The sequence below is a fragment of the Acetobacter sp. DmW_125128 genome, assembly GCF_008704325.1.
In the GTDB taxonomy this organism is placed as follows: Bacteria; Pseudomonadota; Alphaproteobacteria; order Acetobacterales; family Acetobacteraceae; genus Acetobacter; species Acetobacter oryzifermentans.
Map to the genome: position 1 here is coordinate 32,738 of NZ_VHOP01000008.1, position 18,429 is coordinate 51,166.

The 18,429-nt window shown below is 56.6% G+C and carries 20 protein-coding genes; 1 reads left to right on the plus strand and 19 read right to left on the minus strand.

Annotation, left to right across the window (positions count from 1 at the left end; translation table 11 throughout):
* Positions 1–23: 23 nt before the first annotated feature.
* The 6 genes from dapD to rpmH all read right to left on the minus strand — a co-directional run bounded on the left by dapD (position 24) and on the right by rpmH (position 5,049).
* Complete coding sequence (gene dapD / locus FKW19_RS03100; protein ID WP_089178705.1) at positions 24–872, minus strand: 2,3,4,5-tetrahydropyridine-2,6-dicarboxylate N-succinyltransferase; 849 nt, start codon at positions 870–872, stop codon at positions 24–26.
* Positions 873–1,008: 136 nt separating this feature from the next.
* Positions 1,009–1,926: an acetylglutamate kinase gene (argB, locus tag FKW19_RS03105; protein WP_012812628.1), complete on the minus strand. Its 918-nt coding sequence runs from the start codon at positions 1,924–1,926 to the stop codon at positions 1,009–1,011.
* 30 nt (positions 1,927–1,956) lie between these two features.
* Positions 1,957–2,640: a ribosome biogenesis GTP-binding protein YihA/YsxC gene (gene yihA, locus FKW19_RS03110; protein WP_089178704.1), complete on the minus strand. Its 684-nt coding sequence runs from the start codon at positions 2,638–2,640 to the stop codon at positions 1,957–1,959.
* Positions 2,637–4,388 (minus strand): membrane protein insertase YidC, encoded by a 1,752-nt coding sequence (gene yidC, locus FKW19_RS03115; RefSeq protein WP_089178703.1) that lies wholly within the window; start codon positions 4,386–4,388, stop codon positions 2,637–2,639. Before yidC ends, yihA begins: the two co-directional genes overlap by 4 nt.
* Before the next feature lie 122 nt (positions 4,389–4,510).
* The gene (gene rnpA, locus FKW19_RS03120) at positions 4,511–4,891 is read right to left on the minus strand and encodes a ribonuclease P protein component (protein WP_050793129.1); all 381 of its coding nucleotides are present in this window, start codon (positions 4,889–4,891) and stop codon (positions 4,511–4,513) included.
* Positions 4,892–4,914: 23 nt separating this feature from the next.
* Positions 4,915–5,049, minus strand: coding sequence for a 50S ribosomal protein L34 (gene rpmH, locus FKW19_RS03125; RefSeq protein ID WP_035354109.1), 135 nt, complete (start codon positions 5,047–5,049; stop codon positions 4,915–4,917).
* Between the two features lie 151 nt (positions 5,050–5,200).
* Between rpmH and FKW19_RS03130 the strand changes: the two genes are divergently transcribed.
* On the plus strand, positions 5,201–5,596 hold the full coding sequence (locus FKW19_RS03130) for a hypothetical protein (protein ID WP_089178702.1): 396 nt from the start codon (positions 5,201–5,203) through the stop codon (positions 5,594–5,596).
* A 12-nt stretch (positions 5,597–5,608) separates the two neighbouring features.
* On the opposite strand, the gene gloA is transcribed toward FKW19_RS03130, so the two are convergent.
* From gloA to pyrH, 13 genes are all read right to left on the minus strand, one after another.
* Complete coding sequence (gene gloA, locus FKW19_RS03135; protein WP_003622570.1) at positions 5,609–6,001, minus strand: lactoylglutathione lyase; 393 nt, start codon at positions 5,999–6,001, stop codon at positions 5,609–5,611.
* 24 nt (positions 6,002–6,025) lie between these two features.
* On the minus strand, positions 6,026–6,883 hold the full coding sequence (locus FKW19_RS03140; protein ID WP_089178701.1) for an LpxI family protein: 858 nt from the start codon (positions 6,881–6,883) through the stop codon (positions 6,026–6,028).
* Entirely contained in the window at positions 6,880–7,737 is an 858-nt protein-coding gene (lpxA, locus tag FKW19_RS03145; RefSeq protein ID WP_063354867.1) for an acyl-ACP--UDP-N-acetylglucosamine O-acyltransferase, read from the minus strand. The genes FKW19_RS03140 and lpxA overlap by 4 nt, the downstream gene beginning before the upstream one ends.
* Positions 7,738–7,871: 134 nt before the next feature.
* Positions 7,872–8,309: a 3-hydroxyacyl-ACP dehydratase FabZ gene (gene fabZ, locus FKW19_RS03150; RefSeq protein WP_306302303.1), complete on the minus strand. Its 438-nt coding sequence runs from the start codon at positions 8,307–8,309 to the stop codon at positions 7,872–7,874.
* A gap of 85 nt (positions 8,310–8,394) precedes the next feature.
* Positions 8,395–9,480, minus strand: a complete 1,086-nt coding sequence (lpxD, locus tag FKW19_RS03155) for a UDP-3-O-(3-hydroxymyristoyl)glucosamine N-acyltransferase (RefSeq protein ID WP_116100300.1) — start codon at positions 9,478–9,480, stop codon at positions 8,395–8,397.
* A 2-nt stretch (positions 9,481–9,482) separates the two neighbouring features.
* A complete protein-coding gene (locus FKW19_RS03160; protein ID WP_006116349.1) occupies positions 9,483–10,355 on the minus strand; it encodes an OmpH family outer membrane protein in 873 nt (290 codons plus the stop codon).
* A gap of 4 nt (positions 10,356–10,359) precedes the next feature.
* Positions 10,360–12,864: an outer membrane protein assembly factor BamA gene (gene bamA, locus FKW19_RS03165; RefSeq protein ID WP_063353689.1), complete on the minus strand. Its 2,505-nt coding sequence runs from the start codon at positions 12,862–12,864 to the stop codon at positions 10,360–10,362.
* An 85-nt stretch (positions 12,865–12,949) separates the two neighbouring features.
* Positions 12,950–14,062: an RIP metalloprotease RseP gene (gene rseP, locus FKW19_RS03170; protein WP_006116351.1), complete on the minus strand. Its 1,113-nt coding sequence runs from the start codon at positions 14,060–14,062 to the stop codon at positions 12,950–12,952.
* 31 nt (positions 14,063–14,093) lie between these two features.
* A complete protein-coding gene (locus FKW19_RS03175; RefSeq protein ID WP_035354121.1) occupies positions 14,094–15,251 on the minus strand; it encodes a 1-deoxy-D-xylulose-5-phosphate reductoisomerase in 1,158 nt (385 codons plus the stop codon).
* Between the two features lie 75 nt (positions 15,252–15,326).
* A complete protein-coding gene (locus FKW19_RS03180; RefSeq protein ID WP_089178699.1) occupies positions 15,327–16,163 on the minus strand; it encodes a phosphatidate cytidylyltransferase in 837 nt (278 codons plus the stop codon).
* A complete protein-coding gene (gene uppS, locus FKW19_RS03185) occupies positions 16,160–16,900 on the minus strand; it encodes a polyprenyl diphosphate synthase (protein WP_006116355.1) in 741 nt (246 codons plus the stop codon). Before uppS ends, FKW19_RS03180 begins: the two co-directional genes overlap by 4 nt.
* 62 nt (positions 16,901–16,962) lie before the next feature.
* The gene (gene frr, locus FKW19_RS03190) at positions 16,963–17,484 is read right to left on the minus strand and encodes a ribosome recycling factor (RefSeq protein WP_044583078.1); all 522 of its coding nucleotides are present in this window, start codon (positions 17,482–17,484) and stop codon (positions 16,963–16,965) included.
* Positions 17,485–17,631: 147 nt separating this feature from the next.
* Positions 17,632–18,369, minus strand: a complete 738-nt coding sequence (gene pyrH / locus FKW19_RS03195) for a UMP kinase (protein ID WP_035354124.1) — start codon at positions 18,367–18,369, stop codon at positions 17,632–17,634.
* Positions 18,370–18,429 lie beyond the last annotated feature (60 nt).

Genomic DNA, 18,429 nt, shown 5'->3' on the forward strand with positions numbered 1-18,429 from the left:
TTTTCGCTTTTTAGTCTGCCAGATCAGTCACGCAGCAGATCGTTAATGGAGGTTTTGGAACGCGTGCGTTCGTCCACCCGCTTAACAATAACAGCGCAGGCCAGAGCAGGATTGGGGCGGCCATCCGGGCCAACCGGCTTGGAAGATGGCATGGTGCCGGGCACGACAACAGAATAAGCCGGAACGCGGCCCATGTAGATTTCACCCGTTGCACGATCCACAATCTTGGTGGAAGCCCCAAGGAACACGCCCATGGAAAGCACGGAGCCGCGTTCCACAATCACGCCTTCCGCCACTTCGGAACGTGCGCCGATAAAGCAGTTATCTTCAATAATCACCGGGGCAGCCTGCAACGGTTCCAGAACGCCGCCAATGCCTGCGCCACCGCTGATATGGCAGTTTTTGCCAATCTGGGCACAGCTTCCAACAGTGGCCCATGTGTCCACCATGGTGCCGCTATCTACGCGTGCGCCCACATTTACAAAGCTGGGCATCAGCACAGCACCGGGCGCAATAAAGGCGGAGCGGCGCACAACAGCACCCGGCACCACGCGGAAGCCAGCCTTATCAAAACGGGCCTGATCCCAGCCAGCAAACTTCAGCGGCACTTTGTCATACGCAGGAGCACCTGCTGCGCCACCGGGAATGGCTACGCTATCATTCAGACGGAAGGAAAGCAGAACAGCTTTTTTCAGCCATTCATTCACCTGCCAGCCATCTTCCTTGGGTTCGGCCACACGCAGCGCACCAGAATCCAGAGCTTCCAGAGCCGTTTCAATGGCTTTGCGGTCTTCCCCCGTTGTAGCGGAGGAAATCTGATCCCGCTTTTCCCACAAGGCTTGAATATGCGCGCGCAAAGTTTCGTTGGTCATAACACACCGTCAGACAGGATGGACAAACACCGGGCCTGCACCACAGCCCCGGCAGAAAAAACACAGAGCGACCATGCGGACACACACGCAGCGTGTCAACGCATGGCACCCCGGAAAATGGCAGGTAACCGCGGCGTTATTCCGCCCGGATCATGGTGCCGGAGCCAGATGCCGTAAACAGTTCCAGCAGGCAGGCATGAGGCATGCGGCCATCAATAATGACGGCGGCACGCGCACCGGCCTGCACGGCCTGAATGCAGGTTTCCACCTTGGGAATCATACCACCGGTAATCACACCATCCTCAATAGCCTGCATGGCCTGCGCGGCTGTGAGTTCGGGTATCAACTTACCATCGGCATCCAGCACGCCGGGCACATCTGTTAGCATCAGCAAGCGCGTGGCATGCACCGCACCGGCTACAGCACCCGCTGCCGTATCGGCATTGATGTTGTAGGTAGCCCCGTCTTCCCCAAAGCCCACTGGTGCAATAACCGGAATAAGGCCAGAGCCAGACAGCGCATAAATCACCCGTGGGTCTACCTTTATGGGTTCGCCCACAAAGCCCAGATCCAGCACGCGTTCAATCTGGCTTTCCGTATCCCGCACCTTGCGCTGCAATTTGCGGGCGGTAATCATTTTACCGTCCTTACCGGAAATACCAACAGCCAGCGCACCTTCACGGCTGATAAGCTCCGCCACTTCCTTGTTCACGGAGCCAGCCAGAACCATTTCGATAACATCCACCATGTTGGCATCTGTTACGCGCAGGCCATCCACAAAGGTGGAAGGAATTTCCAGCCGCTTGAGCATCTGGTTAATTTGCGGGCCGCCGCCATGCACCACAACCGGGTTGATACCCACCAGCTTGAGCAGCGCAATATCGCGCCCAAAGGTTTTGGCCAGATCTGCATTGCCCATGGCGTGGCCACCATACTTGACCACAATGGTATCTCCCGCATAGCGGCGCAGATACGGCAGGGCTCCGGCCAGAATGGCGGCTTCCTGCGCCGCATCATGATGGGAATGGGAAGAAGGAACCCGTGGTTCTGTCATGTTCTGCACGTCCTGCTTGTCATCATCAGATCATGGCGTCTTGGGCAGGGCAAATTCTGCCAGTTCCGCCCGCAAGCCCTCAATACCTTCACCTGTCTGGCTACTTGTTAAAGACAGGTAGGGAAAAGCCGCGGGGTGGCGGCGAATTTCCGCTTCAACTTCTGCCTGCTTGCGTGCCAGCGGGCCGGGTTTAACGCTATCGCATTTGGTAAGCACAACCTGAAAGCTGACGGCCGCTTTATCCAGCAGATCCATCACTTCCAGATCATGGGCTTTCATTTCCACCCGGGCATCCAGCAACAGCACCACACGCTGCAAACTTGGGCGGCCACGCAGGTAATCAAACATCATATCCTGCCAATCTTCCTTTACGGATTTGGCAGCTTTTGCGTAGCCATAACCCGGCATATCCACCAGCATCAGCCGGTCTGCCAGATTAAAAAAGTTGAGCTGCTTGGTACGCCCCGGTTCGGAAGAGGCCCGCGCCAGCGTTTTGCGGCCCGTAAGCGCGTTTACCAAGCTGGACTTACCCACATTGGAACGTCCGGCAAACGCAATTTCTGGCAGGGTTTGCGGTGGCAGTTGCCCCAGCCGTTGTGCGCCAAACACAAATTCGCATGAACCCGCAAAAAGCCGCCGCCCCTCTTCCAGGGCGGCGGCAATACGGGCTTCATCCTTTAGTTCTCGGAAAGAGGATGCGGCATCATCTGTCATTTGGGCTTAACCAGTTGGGGTTTGGCATCTGCCGCTTTGAGGCGGGAGATGATGACAACCTGCTGCACAGCCGTAAGGATGTTGCTCCAGCAGTAGTAGATCACCAGCCCAACCGGCTGCCGCGCCATAAAGAACGTGAACAGCAGCGGAATGAACATCATCACCTTCTGCTGTGATGGGTCCATGTTGGCAGAGCTGGAACTCACCTTCTGCATCAGGAACAGCGTGGCCCCATACATGATCGGCCATGCACCCAGCGCCAAGAACGGCGTGATGTGGGTGGGATCAAACGGGATAAGACCAAACAGGTTGAACAGGTTGGTGGGGTCTGGCGCAGAAAGATCTTTCACCCAGCCCACAAACGGTGCGTGCCGCATTTCGATGGTAACGTACAGATCCTTATACAAGCACCAGAATACAGGCGCCTGAATAAGCAGAGGCAGAAAGCCCCCGAACAGATTGACGTTTTCCTGCCGATACAGCGCCATAATCTGCTGCTGCATGGCCATTGGGTCATCCTTCAGGCGGGAGCGGATAAGATCCACCTGCGGCTTCAGGCGCGCTGTTTTCCATGTCATGCGCATCTGCTTGATGGTAAGCGGCAGAAAGGCCACTTTCACAATCACGGTAAACGTTAGCAGCGCTAGGCCAAAGCTGCCCAGATGTTCGTTCAGCCAATCCAGCACAAAGAACACAGGGCGGGTAAGAAAGGAAAGCCAGCCAAAATCCACGGCTTTCCAGAACATGGGCACGTGCAGGTCTTTTTCATACTGTTCAAGCAGGCGCACTTCCTTGGCGCCCGCAAACACGTGGGCCTCGGTAGAAGCTGTCTGCCCCGCGGCCACCTGCACAGGTGCTGTAGCCGTAAAGCCAACCTGATACGCGCCCTGTGCTGCCTGAAAACCATAAGTGCCAATTACGTTAGCGTTCTGGTCTGGCAGCACGGCCATCAGCCAGTATTTATCTGTAATACCAGCCCAACCGCCGGTGCCCTGATGGCTCCATGCAATGTTGTCCGGCGGTACGCCACCCGTGCGCACCGTTTTGTAGGAGCCTTCGTTCAGGCGGCCATCAATAACCGAGATCGGGCCTTCATGCACCAGCATGCCGCCGGTTTCTTCTGGCGTGTAACCACGGTTTACGCGGTAGAAAGGATACAGCGCCACAGCCTGCCCGGTGCTGTTATGCACCTGCTGGCTGATGGTGAACATGTAGTTCTGGTCCACCGACAAGCGGATATCAAAGGTTAGGCCCTGCCCGTTATCCCAAGAAAGGGTAAGCGGGTGTTCGGCATCCATCTGGGTGCCAGAGGCTTTCCACAATGTGTTGGCATCTGGCAGACGCACAGAAACATCGGAAGGCGCACGCCAACCGAAATCTACATAATCTGCATGGGTGGAAGCGGAGTTAAGAACACGCACATCCGGGCTATCTGGCTTTACGGTTTCCCGATAATGCTTGAGCACCAGATCATCCAGCCGTGCGCCACGCAGGTTTAGCGTGCCCTGTACGGCAGGGGCATTAATGGCCACACGGGTTTCCGGGCCATCCTTTACCGGGGCAGCGGCTTCTGCCTGCGTGTTTTCAGCCGGAGCGGCTGCACCAGAAGAGGCAGGGGCCGAAGGCGCTACAGCATGTACGCCCTGCTGCGGCGGTGGCACGGGCTGATGCTGTGGGAAAAAATAGTCATACCCGAAAAGTACCAGAGCTGACAGCAATGTTGCCAGTATCAGACGTTTTGAATCCATAAGCTCCGGCCTTGCGGCCCCCTGCACATACAAATTGGAAAACTTAACACCCGTAAAAAACCCGGAGTCTTAAACGGCATACAGGTTCCAGCGCAGGACGAGCATGAATGCAAGGCAGGATATCAGGAATCCCGCTGGCACAACGCTAATGCTTTACGGAAATCAGCCACCAGCGCCACAAATGGGCGATTTATGGTGGCGCTACGGCCTATAAGAACAAGGTCCAGACCGTTTAGCGGCGTATCGGCTTCTACAATACGCACAACTTCGCGCAACCTGCGGCGCACGCGGTTACGCACCACGGAGTTGCCGACCTTTTTGGTAACCGTAAAGCCTACACGCGCGACATCCGTATCCGGACGCCGGAAAAGCTGCAAAACAAGCCCCGGCACAGGCGCTTTACGCCCGCGAGAAGCCAGAAAGAGGAATTGCTTCCTCTTTTTAAGCCGCAGAGATCGTGCAGATTCCGCCGCTGGCTGCTCCTGCGCTGCAGGCCCGTCCATCAAGCCGGACTGCCGGGCAGTTCTTACGCGGAAAGGCGCTTACGGCCTTTGGCACGACGGTTGCCGATGATCTTGCGGCCACCAACGGTTGCCATACGCGCGCGGAACCCGTGACGACGCTTGCGAACCAGCCGGGACGGTTGATAAGTGCGCTTCATGGCGGCACTCCCTTACTATTTGAATACGGTTATCCGGTGGCCTGTTAAAGACCACGCCTCTTGAAGCTGCGGCTTATAGAGTTCAGATAAGGAACCGTCAATCTATACCGTAGAGTCGTTACCGCAGCCTTGCGGCAGAATCCCCCGCAAGATGGAGAAAAACATGAACACCATGCCCTTTCCCGCCCGTGCCGCAGCCGTTATTTTCTGCCTGCCCGTAGCAGGTGCCGTGCTGGCCGGAGCGCTGGGGCTGGCCTTCCCCGTTGCGTTAGGGCCTATTATTTGTGCGGCAGCTTTAGGCGCATGGCTGGGCATAAAGCTGCAACCACATACAGCCGCCCCCACTCCGACGGCTGCACCTCCAGCACCGGCCCCAACAACAGATTCCAAACTGCGGCACGATATTCGGGGCATTGTCTCCCCCGCCATGCTGGCAGCAGAGCAGCTTGATACATATTCCGACCCAGCAGTGCAGAAAGCTGCCAAGACCATTAATGATTCGCTAGACCGCCTGACCGCACGCCTAAAGCAACACCCGCAAAGCTAAGCTGCCTTTATTCTATTCAGCGCGCTCAATCAGCTCGACCTTATAACCATCGGGGTCTTCAACAAAAGCAATTACGGTGGTGCCAAATTTTACTGGCCCGGCTTCTCGCGTCACCTTGCCACCACCGGCCCGCACACGTGCTACCATTTCCGCCACATTAGGCACGCCTACGGCAAAATGACCAAACCCGGTGCCCAATTCATAGCCGTCATCTTCACCCCAATTATAGGTTAGCTCGATTTCAGCTTGCCCGGCAGCATTATCTGCATAGCCGATGAACACCAACGTATAACGTCCTTCCGGCACCTCGCGTCGGCGGAGTTCGTGCATGCCCAGCAGTTTGTAGAACGCCAGACTTTTCTCCAGATTGCGCACCCGCACCATGGTATGCAGAAAACTTGCCATCTGTTTGCTCCTTGTTTTGAAGTATCAGACAGACTGCACGCTTGTTCCTGCATCTTCAACAGGATTGAAGGCCAGAAGAAACAAGCCCAGCCGGTCTGCTTCCTCTATACAACGCCGCCTGTCTGTCAGCAGTGTGTGGGCGGCCTCAAACGCAATACCGCGCAGGCCTGCCGCATGGGCATTCTGCACGGTTACAGGCCCTATTGTGGGCATATCCGCCCGTTTTTCCTGCCCCGGCTTAAGCATTTTTACCAGAACGCCACCTTCACCCGGCTGCCTGCATTCACCTGCACGGGCCAGCATATGGTCTGTGCCTTCCATGGCCTCTACCGTTAGCACAACGCCATTCTGCACCACGCAGCCCTGCCCGATATCCAGCCGCCCCAGCGCCTGCACCACAGTAATGCCGCGCTGAATATCTGCTTGTGCCTGTGCATCTGGCTGCATGCGGCCCAATACACCGGGTTGTGCCACAGCCTGCGTAAGAAATTCGTGCGCTCCACGAATGTGAAAGCCTTCCTCGCCCAGAATGCGCACAAGGGCACCCAGCAGGCCATCATCTCCCGCAAACAGAGCACGACCTAAACGCGCCAGAATACGTGCGCCTTCGGCATCCGGGCGCAAATTGCGCCAGGAAGGCCGACGGATTGGCCCGATAAGAACCAGATCCGAACAATGATGTTGCCGTAAAAGGGAAAGCATACGCCCGGCTGCACCCAGCCGGACACATTCGTGCGGCCAAGGGCCGATCACTTCGGGTTCGGCAAAACCTTCAAACCCCAGAATAAAAACAGGTCGCCCTGCTGCTGTGGCTGCTTCTGCCACTCTGCCCGGCAGAGGGCCACCGCCCGCCAGAATACCAACAGCGGAAGGTGTGCTCACGCGCCCTCGGTTTCTGCACGCTCCAGATCCTGCCGTGCGGGGCGCACAAGGCCGCGCCGACTAGGAGCATCTATAAAGTCCAGAATTTCACGCACACGGGGGTTATCACCAAATTCTGCACGCACCCGTTCCAGACGCACAGAAAACGGATCTTCCCCACAGCCATTTTTAGGGTACAGCGTGAGAAACGCCTTACGCATCCGATGGATTTCATCAGACTGCACGCCATTCCGGCGCAGCCAGATCCAATGCAGGCCAATTAGCCGCGCGCGGTTGCCCAGCACACTGCCGTAAGGGATAACATCGGCTTCCACCCCAGCCACACCGCCCACAAGGGCTGCATGCCCAATGCGGACAAACTGATGAATGGCAGCGGAGCCCATAATACGGGCATCATCCTCAATGCTAACATGCCCGCCCATCACCACGTTATTCACGATAATAACGCGATCACCCAGCACGCAATCATGCGCTACGTGGGCGTTGGCCATGATGAGCACATTCTGCCCCACCTTGGTAAGGCCAGACCCCGTGGCGGTGCCACGATGGATGGTAACGTGTTCACGCACCACTGTACCAGCCCCGATCTCGCACCGGGTTGGCTCACCTTTATACTTCAAGTCCTGCGGGGCCATGCCCACGGTGCAAAACGGAAAATAGCGTGAACCCGCCCCCAAACGTGTGTGGCCATCGACCACCACATGAGAGATCAGCTCAACCCCGTCTTCAATCGTGACATCTGGCCCGACAGAACACCAAGGGCCGATAACCACCCCCTGCCCAAGCCGCGCACCGGGAGCAACAAGAGCCGTTGGGTGGACAACGGTTGATCTGGCTTCCTCTGCAGCGTGCACCAATTCAGTTCCTTATTTCCGTTCACCGTTGGCCGGGCAAATTTGCCCTACCTTACCCTTTTGTAAAAAAAATCTGGGCAGTTTAGGGGCAAACCTGACTTGCCTTAACAGAATGATGTGAACAGGCCGGGTTCTCAACCCATAATCATGGCGCTGAATGTGGCTTCCGCCACCACAGTGCCTTCTACGCGGGCTTCACCGCGGAATTTCCACACATTGGAGCGATGGCGTTCCTTGGCCACATGAATGCGCACCTGATCCCCCGGCTCTACCGGGCGGCGGAATTTTGCGCCTTCAATGGTCATGAAGTACACCAGCTTGCCCTCAAAGTCCTTACCCAGTGTAAGCACAACCAAGGTTGCGGCGGTTTGCGCCATAGCCTCAACCAGCAATACACCCGGCATAACAGGGCGTGCAGGAAAATGCCCCTGAAAGAATGGTTCATTGACCGAAACATTCTTGATACCTGTTGCCTCTTCTCCCAGGACGATATCTTCCATCCGGTCGATCAGAAGAAAAGGATATCTGTGCGGAATCGCCTGCATGATACGGTTGACGTCAATTCTGTCGATCGTCTGAGCGTCCTGCTGCGATTCTTGTTTCGTCTCCACGTCCCCGAAACCACCCTTTGCGCCGGTAACAAGCACCGACCTTAGTTTATCCCTTGTCCGAACCGTTCTTGGCCGATCCAGACGCTTTTTTTGCCAGCTTGCGCAATACCGCTACGTTCCGGAAAAATTCCCTGAACGGCATAGCTGGGCTGCCAATAACATCCGCGCCGCCTTCTATATCCGACATTACGCCACATTGCGCGCCAATACGCGCCTTTGCACCAATGCGGATATGCCCGATAAGGCCAGCCTGCGCGGCAATTGTTACATAGTCTTCCAGCACGGTGGAGCCAGAGATCCCGGCCTGCGAAACCACAATACAACACCGCCCCAGACGGGCGTTGTGGCCGATCTGCACCAGATTGTCGAGACGTGATCCTGCACCAATAACCGTATCATTCACCGAACCACGGTCAATTGTGCTGTTGGCGCCAATTTCTACATCGTTTTCCAGCACCACGCGGCCAAGCTGCGGCACGGTTTCAAACCCTTGCGGGCCAACTGCAAAACCAAACCCATCCTGCCCAATGCGGGAGCCGGGCAGAATAATAACCCGTTCGCCCAACACAGCGTGGGAGAGTGTAACATGGCTGCCAATACGACAATCCTGCGCAAGCTGCACGCCATCTCCCACCACGGCGTGGGAACCGATAATACAACCCGGCCCAATTTCCGCCTTGGCCCCAACCACCACAAACGGCCCAATTTCTGCCGTGGGGTCTATGCTGGCTGTGGGATCTATACATGCTGAAGGATGCACCCCCGCACGCGCTGGCACCCGTGGGTGAAACAACCGCGCAATGCGAGACCACGCCAGATACGGCGTGCCCGTTACCAGTGCGGCACACCCGGCAGGCACCTTATCTGCAAAAGCAGGTGCAACAATCACCAGTCCGGCCTTGGTTTGCTCCAGCAAAGGGGCATACCGGCGGTTATCCAGAAAGCTGACATCATGCGGGCCTGCGGCCTGTAGCGGCGCAATACCCACAAAGCCTTTTTCTGGCAGGGCATCGGCTTTAGGCAGCACCAGTTCCGCCCCTGCGGTTTCAGCCAGCGTGGCCGCATCAAACGGCCCCGCCCGGGTGAAAAAACGCGGGTCTGCCGGCCCGGAAAATGTTGTACCCTCAGCCACGATTACTGCTGCCCGGCTGCCGGTGCCACTACTGGAGCCGGACCTGTGCGCGGGCCTTGATCTGCATCTGCCGTTGTGGGCATTTTGCCAGATTTAGCCAGTTCTTCGGGGTCTACATTAGCTTCTGGAATGAATACAGACGGCAGAATCTTGTTTAGCTGCACGGCCACTTCGTTGGTGATATCCTGCCCATCAACATGCAGGGCCACCTGTTCGCTATGCAGCACAAGGTTCATGCCATGTGCGGCAGCCACTTTCTGGATAACCTGCACCAGCTCACGTTCAATCTGGCCCAAGGAAACCTGTGCTGCTTCCTGAATGATGCGGTTGCGATTACGGAAATCGCGCTGCGCTTTCATCACGCGGGCTTGCAAGCTGCGTTCACGCGTCTGAATCTGCTCGGATGTCAGAGACTTGGCCTGTGCCTGAAGTTTCTGCTGTTCATCACGCCAGCCAGCCTGTTCCTTCTGGAGATCCTGCGCCAGTTCATCACGGCGGCCACCCAAAGTACGTTCAACCTGCATGGCTGCGGAAGACTGACGCATAACGCCGCCAACGCTAATTACGCCAATAACTGTTGTGGGCGGCGGAGCTTCCTTGGCAACTTCTGGCGCAGATGGAATAGGCGGCAACGGCAGTACGGGCGGAGCCTGATCTGCTTCCTGGCTATCTGCTGGCGGTGCGGGCAACTGCACCGGAGCGGGAGCGCGACGGGCCGCAGCCGGATGCTGTGCCGGAGCCTGTGCAGCAGGCTGCTGGGTTTTGGGCACAAACCACCCGCCCCCATTCTGCGCCTGTGCACAAGGCACAAAAGCCGAAGAGAAAGACAGGACAACAGCCCCCAGCAGGGCAGTTCTGGTGGAAAAACGCATCATTACCTCAGAATTGCTGGCCGAAGCCAAAGCGAAGGAGCTGCGTGCGGTCATTATGGCTCCGCATAACTGGCACACCCAGATCGATGTTCAGCAAACCAAACGGACTTTTCCATGAAAAACCAGCACCAGCACTTACACGTGGGCGCAATGTATCACCGCTGACAGGCGTGTAATAGATACCATCATTCGCCTTGCTTGTATAAAGGCGCTTCACACGCAAACCAGCGACACTCCCTGTATCCACAAACGCACGCCCGCCAATACCCATGTCAGACAGGAACGGAATAGGGAAGTTAAGCTGGGCAGAAGCGTTATACATAAAGCGCCCACCCAACAGATCTTCGGACGAATGGTTGAGGATACCCACACTACGCGGGCCTGCACCACCATCCAAGAAGCCGCGTAGGTTGTTACCACCCAGATAGAAGTTATCAATAATATCGTGGCGGCCATTACCCCAGTCAGCCATGTACCCGGCGCCACCGCGCACCATGAACGTCCAGCTATGGCTGTTGGTAATATCATCCAACGGCACATAGTACGCCCCGTTAACCTTACCGCGGACGTATTTTTCATCGCCACCAATACCGGCAAAGTCACCGCCAACAGACACATAGTACCCACTATGCGGCGCCATGCGGTTATCACGCGTATCATACATAAGGGTGGTGCTCAGCTGCGAGAGCAAAGACTTACCCTTCTGATCCAACACGTAATAGGAGGACTGATCCCATGTATCACCCACCCAACGGCGGATCAGGCTGTAGTTCCAGGATTGGGACAGATACCGGTTGTACGAATACCCCATACGCAGGGTGATACCGTAGCGCCCTTCAGAATAGTTCTGATAGGTCTGGTAGTTGTTTTCAACAAAGAAGATATCCGCACCAGCAACAAGGTTGCGCCCCATAAATGCAGGGTTGGTGATGGAGATATCCGCCTGTTTTTGCCACTGCGAAACGGTGCCAGAGAACCCGGCATCAACCCCGGTGCCCAGCAGGTTATGCTGTTTTAGCCCAACGTTACCGATCACACCCACGTCGGTTGAGTAACCACCACCAAGCGAGAATTCCCCGGTGGGTTTTTCCACCACGTTCACCGCAACGTTGGTGCGATCAGGCGTAGACCCCTGAGCGGTGGAAACATCCACGCTTTTAAAGAAGCCCAGATCCTGCACAGCTTCCTTGGCGTATTTCTTGTAGCTGGTGGTGTAGGGGTCACCCTCAGCAAACGGCAACTGACGGCGAACCACATTATCCTGCGTGATGGTGTTGCCGTTCACATCAATACGCTCAACGTAATGGCGTGGGCCTTCGCTCACATCAAACAGCAGGTTGACTATCCGCTTTTCCGGATTGCGGGCAATGGTGGGGCGTACTTGTGCGAACGGATGCCCCTCGGCCTGGAGGATTTCCTCCATATCCGTAGCGTTATCCTGCACGGCCTTGCCATCGTACCACTGATGCGGGAACAGCTCGACATACTTACGCAAAGATTTAGCTGGCACATGGCGCAGGCTAGAGCGGATATCCACCTTACCCAAACGGTAACGCACACCTTCATCCATCGTGAAGGTGACGTAGAAAGACTTCCGATCCGGCGAAAGCTCGCCTTTTACGTCCTTGATCTGAAAATCCACAAACCCGTTGCGCAAGTAAAACCGACGCAGCAATTCTGCATCGTATTTAATACGTTCGGGGTTGTACTCATCGGATGAGGACAGGAAGTGGTACCAAGCTGTTTCCTTGGAAGAAACAACGCCTGCCAGACTGGATTCGCTGTACGCCTTATTGCCTACAAACGCAATCTTGCTGATGAGTGTCTGCGGCCCTTCGTTAATCTGGAAAACCACATCCACACGGTTATGCGCCAGCTTGATAATCTGTGGCGTTACCACCGCAGCAAAGCGGGCCTTCTGGGCGTACACTTCCAGAATACGCTGCCGATCATCCGCCGTGGTTTCGGCCGAGAACACTGCACGCGGGCGCAAAGCCAGCACCTTTCGCAGGTCTTCATCCTTAGCGGCGTGGTTCCCCTCGAACACGATACGGTTGACGATGGGGTTTTCCTTCAGGCGTACCAGCAGGATGTTGCCATCACGGCGCAGCGTAACATCCTTGAACAGGCCGGTGGCGTAAAGAGTTTTGAGCGAACGATCCAGATCATCCTGACTGAACGGATCCCCCACACGCGCAACCATATAGGACAGCACGGTGTTGGTTTCGATACGGGTGTTACCCGATACCCGAATATCTTCAATATATCCGCCCGTAGGCGCAACAGATGATGTGGATTCGGAAAGGCGCGGCGTGCGCGCATGTATGGCGCGGGATGGCGCCACCACCGCAGCAGGTGCGGCGGCACTTGTACCTTCTGTTGATGCGGCGGATGCCTGTCTGCCATCCACCATCACAAAAGGTAGCACACAGACAGAAACGAACAGGGCTGAACGCTTACCCGTCAAGATCTGCTTCCTTCCATCCGGGTCGCTTTTCGTACGAAAGCCCATCTTCCGTTCTCATTCCGCCCGCAACGGGAGGTATCCGAAATCACCCCTGTCACGCAAGCACTTCCCTTCCTGTTCCCGCCGTCATTCATCCTACAAGCGAAGCAATCCACCTGAACAGGCCAAAACCTGAAAGGTCATTGAACGTGGAGAACAGGAACAGGCCCGCAAGCAATGCAAAACCAACCTGAAAACTGATCTCTTGCACCCGCTTGGAAACCGGGCGGCCTCTTATTGCCTCTATGGCATAAAAAACCAGACGTCCACCATCAAGAAGCGGCACGGGGAAGAGATTAATCAGCCCAAGGTTAACAGAGAGCAGCGCCATAAAGGACAACAGGCTGGCAAACCCATACTGCGCCACCTGCCCGGAAAGTTGCGCAATCTTGAGCGGACCGCCCAAATCTTTGGCTGTATGCTGGCCGGTTAGAATTTGCCACACGCCATCCAGCGTTTGCACGCTGGCGTTCCATGTGGCTTTTACGCCCGCCACCACAGCCTGCGGAAATGGCAGTGGCTTACCAACTTCCGTGGCAAAAATAATACCAAGCTGACCATGCGGCTTTTGAGGAGTCGAATCCGGGGCCTTGCCGATGGTAATGGGCAACGTCACGCTCTGTTCGCCACGTTTTACGGTGAGCGTGGTTTGTGCCCCAGCCTGCGTGGAAATGGAGGCCTGAATATCTTCCACGCCGGTAACATCATGGCTGCCGATACGCTGAATGACATCGCCCTGTTGCACACCAGCCACAGCCGCTGCGCCATTTGGCATAACGGTTGCAATCTGATCGCGCACATGCGGCTGGCCTGTTGTGGCAAACAGCACAGCAAACAGCACAAAGGCCAAAATGAAGTTAAAAATCGGGCCTGCCAGAATAACAATAGCGCGGGAAAAAACCGATTTATCGTGAAAGGTACGGCCCTTTATCCATGCAGCTTTTTGCTCTGGGGTCGCGTCTTCGGGGTCTTCAAACCCGTGGGGGCGCACGTAACCACCCAAAGGAATGGGGCAGATACGCCATTCCGTGCCGGATTTATCGCGCCAGCGGAACAAGGCCGGGCCAAACCCAAGCGAGAACACCTCAACATGCACGCCACGCCACTTGGCCGCCAGATAGTGGCCAAGTTCGTGAAAGCTCACCAACACACCCAGCACGAAAACGAAGGAAAGCAGTGTACGCAGGTAATCGTGTATCATCATTCTTCCGATATCGGCTGGGGGCTGCGTTTTCTCAAGCCGCGTGAACGGGAATCAGGCGCTGTGCGGCACGGCGTGCCTCAGCATCCCAATGCAGCACGGCGTCCAGCGTATCTGCTGGCGGTGCGCCAAGCGCCACCATAACTTCTTCCACAATGCGGGAAATATCCAAAAAGCCGATCTGTTCGTGCAGAAAGGCATCAACCGCAATTTCGTTAGCCGCGGACAGGATGGCAGGTGCGGCCCCACCCTTACGCAGTGCCTCACGCGCAAGGCGGAGTGCTGGAAAGCGCACTTCATCCGGCGCATAAAATTCCAGCTTACCAAAAGCCGCCAGATCCAACTGAGGAGACGTCGTGGCCATACGCTGCGGCCAAGCCAGCGTGTGTGCGATGGGGATACGCATATCAGCAGAGCCCATCTGGGCAATCAGGCTGCCATCTGTGTACTGCACCATGCCGTGCACCACAGACTGCGGATGCACCAGCACATCAATTTTGTCTTCCGGCAGATTGAAGATACGGGCGGCCTCAATAACTTCCAGCCCCTTGTTGAACATGCTGGCAGAATCGATGCTGATTTTGGCCCCCATGCTCCATGTTGGATGCTTAAGCGCCTGCGCACGGGTGGCTACGCGCATTTCTTCCAACGTGGAGGTGCGGAACGGGCCACCAGAAGCCGTGAGAATAATTTTTTCAACCTGATCGATCTGCCGATCAGCCATGGCCTGAAAAACAGCATTGTGCTCAGAATCCACAGGCAGCAGTGTCGCGCCCGCTTCCTTTACGGCACGCAGCATCACATCACCGGCGCACACCAAGGCTTCCTTGTTGGCCAGCGCAATGCTTTTGCCGTTTTTAACGGCAGCCAGCGTGGGTTCCAGCCCCGCAGCGCCTGTAATGGCGGCCATTGTCCAATCTGCCGGAAGGGCTGCGGCATCAATCACCGCCTGACGGCCACAGGCAACTTTTGTGCCACTGCCTGCCAGCAGGGTCTTCAGTTCTTCAAACGCGCTTTCATCAGCCAGAACAGCCAGTTCCGCCTGTAGGCTACGGGCCTGCTCTGCCAGTTTGGCAGCATTTTTGCCCCCCACAAGCGCCCGCACCCGAAACTGGTCTCGCGCCTGCTCCAGCAGATCTACGGTTGAACAGCCAATGCTGCCAGTGCTGCCCAGAACGGTTACGGTTCTCATGCTTAACGTCTTTCCAAACCTGAAAATACAAACGGCGGCAGGCCGCCCAACAGGCAGCCACACCACCCATTGGCCCTACCCCGGCAGATGGCCTGCCAGAGCCCTTAAAATAGTGCGTGCGCCTGCTGCCCAAAATGGCATGGAAGCCCCCGCACATACAGAAACCAGTGCCGCCACCGGTGCAGCCACCACCAACCCATCAAACCGATCCAGCAGGCCACCATGCCCCGGCAGCAGCTTACCCGAATCCTTTACGCCCAAGGCGCGCTTCATTGCGCTTTCGGCCAGATCTCCTGCTTGGGCGGAAATACCCAAGATACCCCCCCATACCAGTGCAGAACCCATGCCACCTAAGCCGGAAAGTGTGGCAACAATACCGCCGGTTGCCACAGCGCCCACCAAGCCGCCAACAGCACCGGAGCGCGTTTTACCCGGAGAGATACGCGGTGCCAGCTTGGGGCCTCCAAAAATGCGCCCCGCCACATAGGCCGAACTATCGCTGGCCACCACAACGGCAATCACAAACAGAACGGGCCAGAAGCTGGCCTGCCGCAACCATAGCAGCGCCGTGCCTGCCAGAATAATCACGCACATAATGGCGCAAAGCGGGGCACCAAACACCAGAGAGCTGAGGCAAAAAACAATAAAATAAGCCCAATGCCCGGTAGCCGCAGAAAGCCCGGCACAAACAGCCCACAGCATATACAGCACGCCGCGCCAGCTTTTAATGGAAAGCCCAAACAAGGCTGCGGCCTCTACCGCCATGCCGCCCATCATGCCCAGAATAAGGGCATCATACGCCAAGCCACCCAAGCCAATGCATGTACCGGCCACAGCCACCAGCACAGCGGCAGACATAAGCCGCGGGCGCAGATCACGCCATGCTGAGGTATCCTGCGCGTTTGTGCTCATGCCGGGCCTTGAGGGCGTGCGCCAAAACGCCGTTCTCGCTGGGCGTATTGGTCTAGCACCATAGCAAAATGTCGTTCGTTAAAATCGGGCCAGAACACGTTCAGAAACACCAGCTCAGCATATGCGCTCTGCCACAGCAAAAAGTTGGAAAGCCGACATTCGCCACTGGTGCGCACCACCACATCGGGGTCTGGCACGCCGCTGGTCCATAAAAAGTTGCTGAATACGCTTTCTGTAATCTGCTCTGGCGCAATGCGGCCATCCTTGACCTCCTGCGCCAAACGCTGCGCCGCCTGCACAATATCCAGCCGCCCACCATAAGAAAGCGCCAGAATAAGCGTAAGCTTGCTATTGCCGCGGGTTAAGGATTCGGCCTGTGCCAGCTCCTCTCGCAAGCTGTCATCAAAGCGGGCCAGATCACCAATAAAGCGCAGGCGCACGCCTTCCTTATGCAGTTCACGCACCTTGTGGCGCAGGTAATACCGCAAAAGACCGGTGAGGTCTGAAACCTCCTCCTGCCCCCGTGCCCAGTTTTCCGATGAAAATGCATACAGCGTTAAATACGCCACACCACGCTGCATGGCTGCGCGCACGCAACGGGCCACGGCTTCCGCCCCTGCCCTGTGCCCGGCAAGGCGCGGCAGACCGCGTTCGCGCGCCCAGCGCCCGTTTCCATCCATGATGACAGCAACATGGGTTGGAATTGCCGGTTTTTTATCAGCTAGCCGCGTGGACATAACAGGCAGGGTTCCACCCCATTAACGTGCACAAACACATCCGAAGAAGCCCCAATACTGCCTCAGACCTGTTTGATTTCCTTGTCTTTATCGGCCAGCATATCATCAATTTTTTTCACGTACTGGTCTGTCAGTTTCTGAATGGCGTCAGACCAGGTTTTAACATCGTCCTGGCTGATTTCACCTTTCTTTTCGAAACCCTTGGCTTTGTCCATGCCATCACGGCGCACGCCACGCACGGCCACCTTGCCGCCTTCTGCATAACGGGCGGCAGCTTTTGCCAGCTCGTTACGGCGTTCTTCTGTAAGCTGCGGAATGGGCACGCGGATGGTCTGCCCTTCCCCCGCCGGGTTCAGGCCCAGGCCGGAATCACGGATAGCGCGTTCTACAGCGCCAGCCAGTGCGCGATCCCACACCTGCACGGTAATCATACGTGCTTCTGGCACGGCAATGGAGCCAACCTGTGTGAGCGGCACTTCACCACCATAAGCTTCCACCCGCACAGGTTCCAGCAAAGCCGGGCTGGCGCGGCCAGAGCGCAGGCCAGAAAAATCACGGCGCAGGCTATCCAGCGCGCCATCCATACGGCGCTTCAGGTCATCCAGCAGAGCATTCAAGTCAGACACGGTGTTTTCTCCCGTTGCATCCTACAGCAGGGCATGGCCTTACATGCCCCGTTCAGTTTGTCGGTCATTCTGGCGACACAGAGTGCCAGAATGATGCGGCGCTTTTCAGGCGGCTTCGATAATCCGTGTGAAAGGCCCTTCATTGCGCATCACACGCGGGAAGGCCCCTTCCTCGCCAATATTGAAAACAATGATAGGCAGACGGTTTTCACGCGCAAGGCTAATGGCGGCGGCATCCATCACGTTTAGCTGGTTGGCCAGCACGTCCATGTATGTCAGCTCTTCATAGCGCTTGGCGGTGGGGTCTTTTTTAGGGTCTGCGGAATAAACGCCATCTACCTGCGTGCCTTTCAGCAGCATGTCGCATTCCATTTCCGCGGCGCGCAGGGCAGCGGCTGTATCCGTGGTAAAGAACGGGTTGCCTGTACCCGCAGCAAAAATAACCACACGCCCTTTTTCCATGTGCCGCACGGCGCGGCGGCGGATATATGGCTCCGCAATGGAAGACATATGGATGGCGGACATTACCCGCGTTGCAATCTGCTCGCGCTCTAGCGCGTTTTGCAGCAGCAGCGCGTTAATAACGGTGGCCAGCATACCGGCGTAATCACCCTGCGCACGGTCCATGCCCTTGGCGGCAGCGGCCAGCCCGCGGAAGATGTTGCCACCCCCCACAACAAGGCACACTTCTGTGCCAGAACGCACGACTTGGCCAATATCATGGGCAATGCGTTCTACCGTCTGCTGATCCACTCCGAAGGCGCCATTGCCCATCAGGGCTTCCCCCGATACCTTGAGCAACACGCGTTTACGGCTTGGCTTTTCGCCTACAGAAGCAGTCATTGGCCCTCGATCTTGCAGAAAGTCCCACACAGATCCCACACCGTATGCAGATACGGCGAG

Excerpts from the sequence above, each read along its gene's own strand:
- dapD (WP_089178705.1), bottom strand. The coding sequence starts at position 872 with ATGACCAACGAAACTTTGCGCGCGCATATTCAAGCCTTGTGGGAAAAG.
- argB (WP_012812628.1), bottom strand. The coding sequence starts at position 1,926 with ATGACAGAACCACGGGTTCCTTCTTCCCATTCCCATCATGATGCGGCG.
- yihA (WP_089178704.1), bottom strand. The coding sequence starts at position 2,640 with ATGACAGATGATGCCGCATCCTCTTTCCGAGAACTAAAGGATGAAGCC.
- yidC (WP_089178703.1), bottom strand. The coding sequence starts at position 4,388 with ATGGATTCAAAACGTCTGATACTGGCAACATTGCTGTCAGCTCTGGTA.
- rnpA (WP_050793129.1), bottom strand. The coding sequence starts at position 4,891 with ATGGACGGGCCTGCAGCGCAGGAGCAGCCAGCGGCGGAATCTGCACGA.
- rpmH (WP_035354109.1), bottom strand. The coding sequence starts at position 5,049 with ATGAAGCGCACTTATCAACCGTCCCGGCTGGTTCGCAAGCGTCGTCAC.
- FKW19_RS03130 (WP_089178702.1), top strand. The coding sequence starts at position 5,201 with ATGGAGAAAAACATGAACACCATGCCCTTTCCCGCCCGTGCCGCAGCC.
- gloA (WP_003622570.1), bottom strand. The coding sequence starts at position 6,001 with ATGGCAAGTTTTCTGCATACCATGGTGCGGGTGCGCAATCTGGAGAAA.
- FKW19_RS03160 (WP_006116349.1), bottom strand. The coding sequence starts at position 10,355 with ATGATGCGTTTTTCCACCAGAACTGCCCTGCTGGGGGCTGTTGTCCTG.
- bamA (WP_063353689.1), bottom strand. The coding sequence starts at position 12,864 with ATGGGCTTTCGTACGAAAAGCGACCCGGATGGAAGGAAGCAGATCTTG.
- rseP (WP_006116351.1), bottom strand. The coding sequence starts at position 14,062 with ATGATGATACACGATTACCTGCGTACACTGCTTTCCTTCGTTTTCGTG.
- FKW19_RS03175 (WP_035354121.1), bottom strand. The coding sequence starts at position 15,251 with ATGAGAACCGTAACCGTTCTGGGCAGCACTGGCAGCATTGGCTGTTCA.
- FKW19_RS03180 (WP_089178699.1), bottom strand. The coding sequence starts at position 16,163 with ATGAGCACAAACGCGCAGGATACCTCAGCATGGCGTGATCTGCGCCCG.
- uppS (WP_006116355.1), bottom strand. The coding sequence starts at position 16,900 with ATGTCCACGCGGCTAGCTGATAAAAAACCGGCAATTCCAACCCATGTT.
- frr (WP_044583078.1), bottom strand. The coding sequence starts at position 17,484 with ATGGATGGCGCGCTGGATAGCCTGCGCCGTGATTTTTCTGGCCTGCGC.
- pyrH (WP_035354124.1), bottom strand. The coding sequence starts at position 18,369 with ATGACTGCTTCTGTAGGCGAAAAGCCAAGCCGTAAACGCGTGTTGCTC.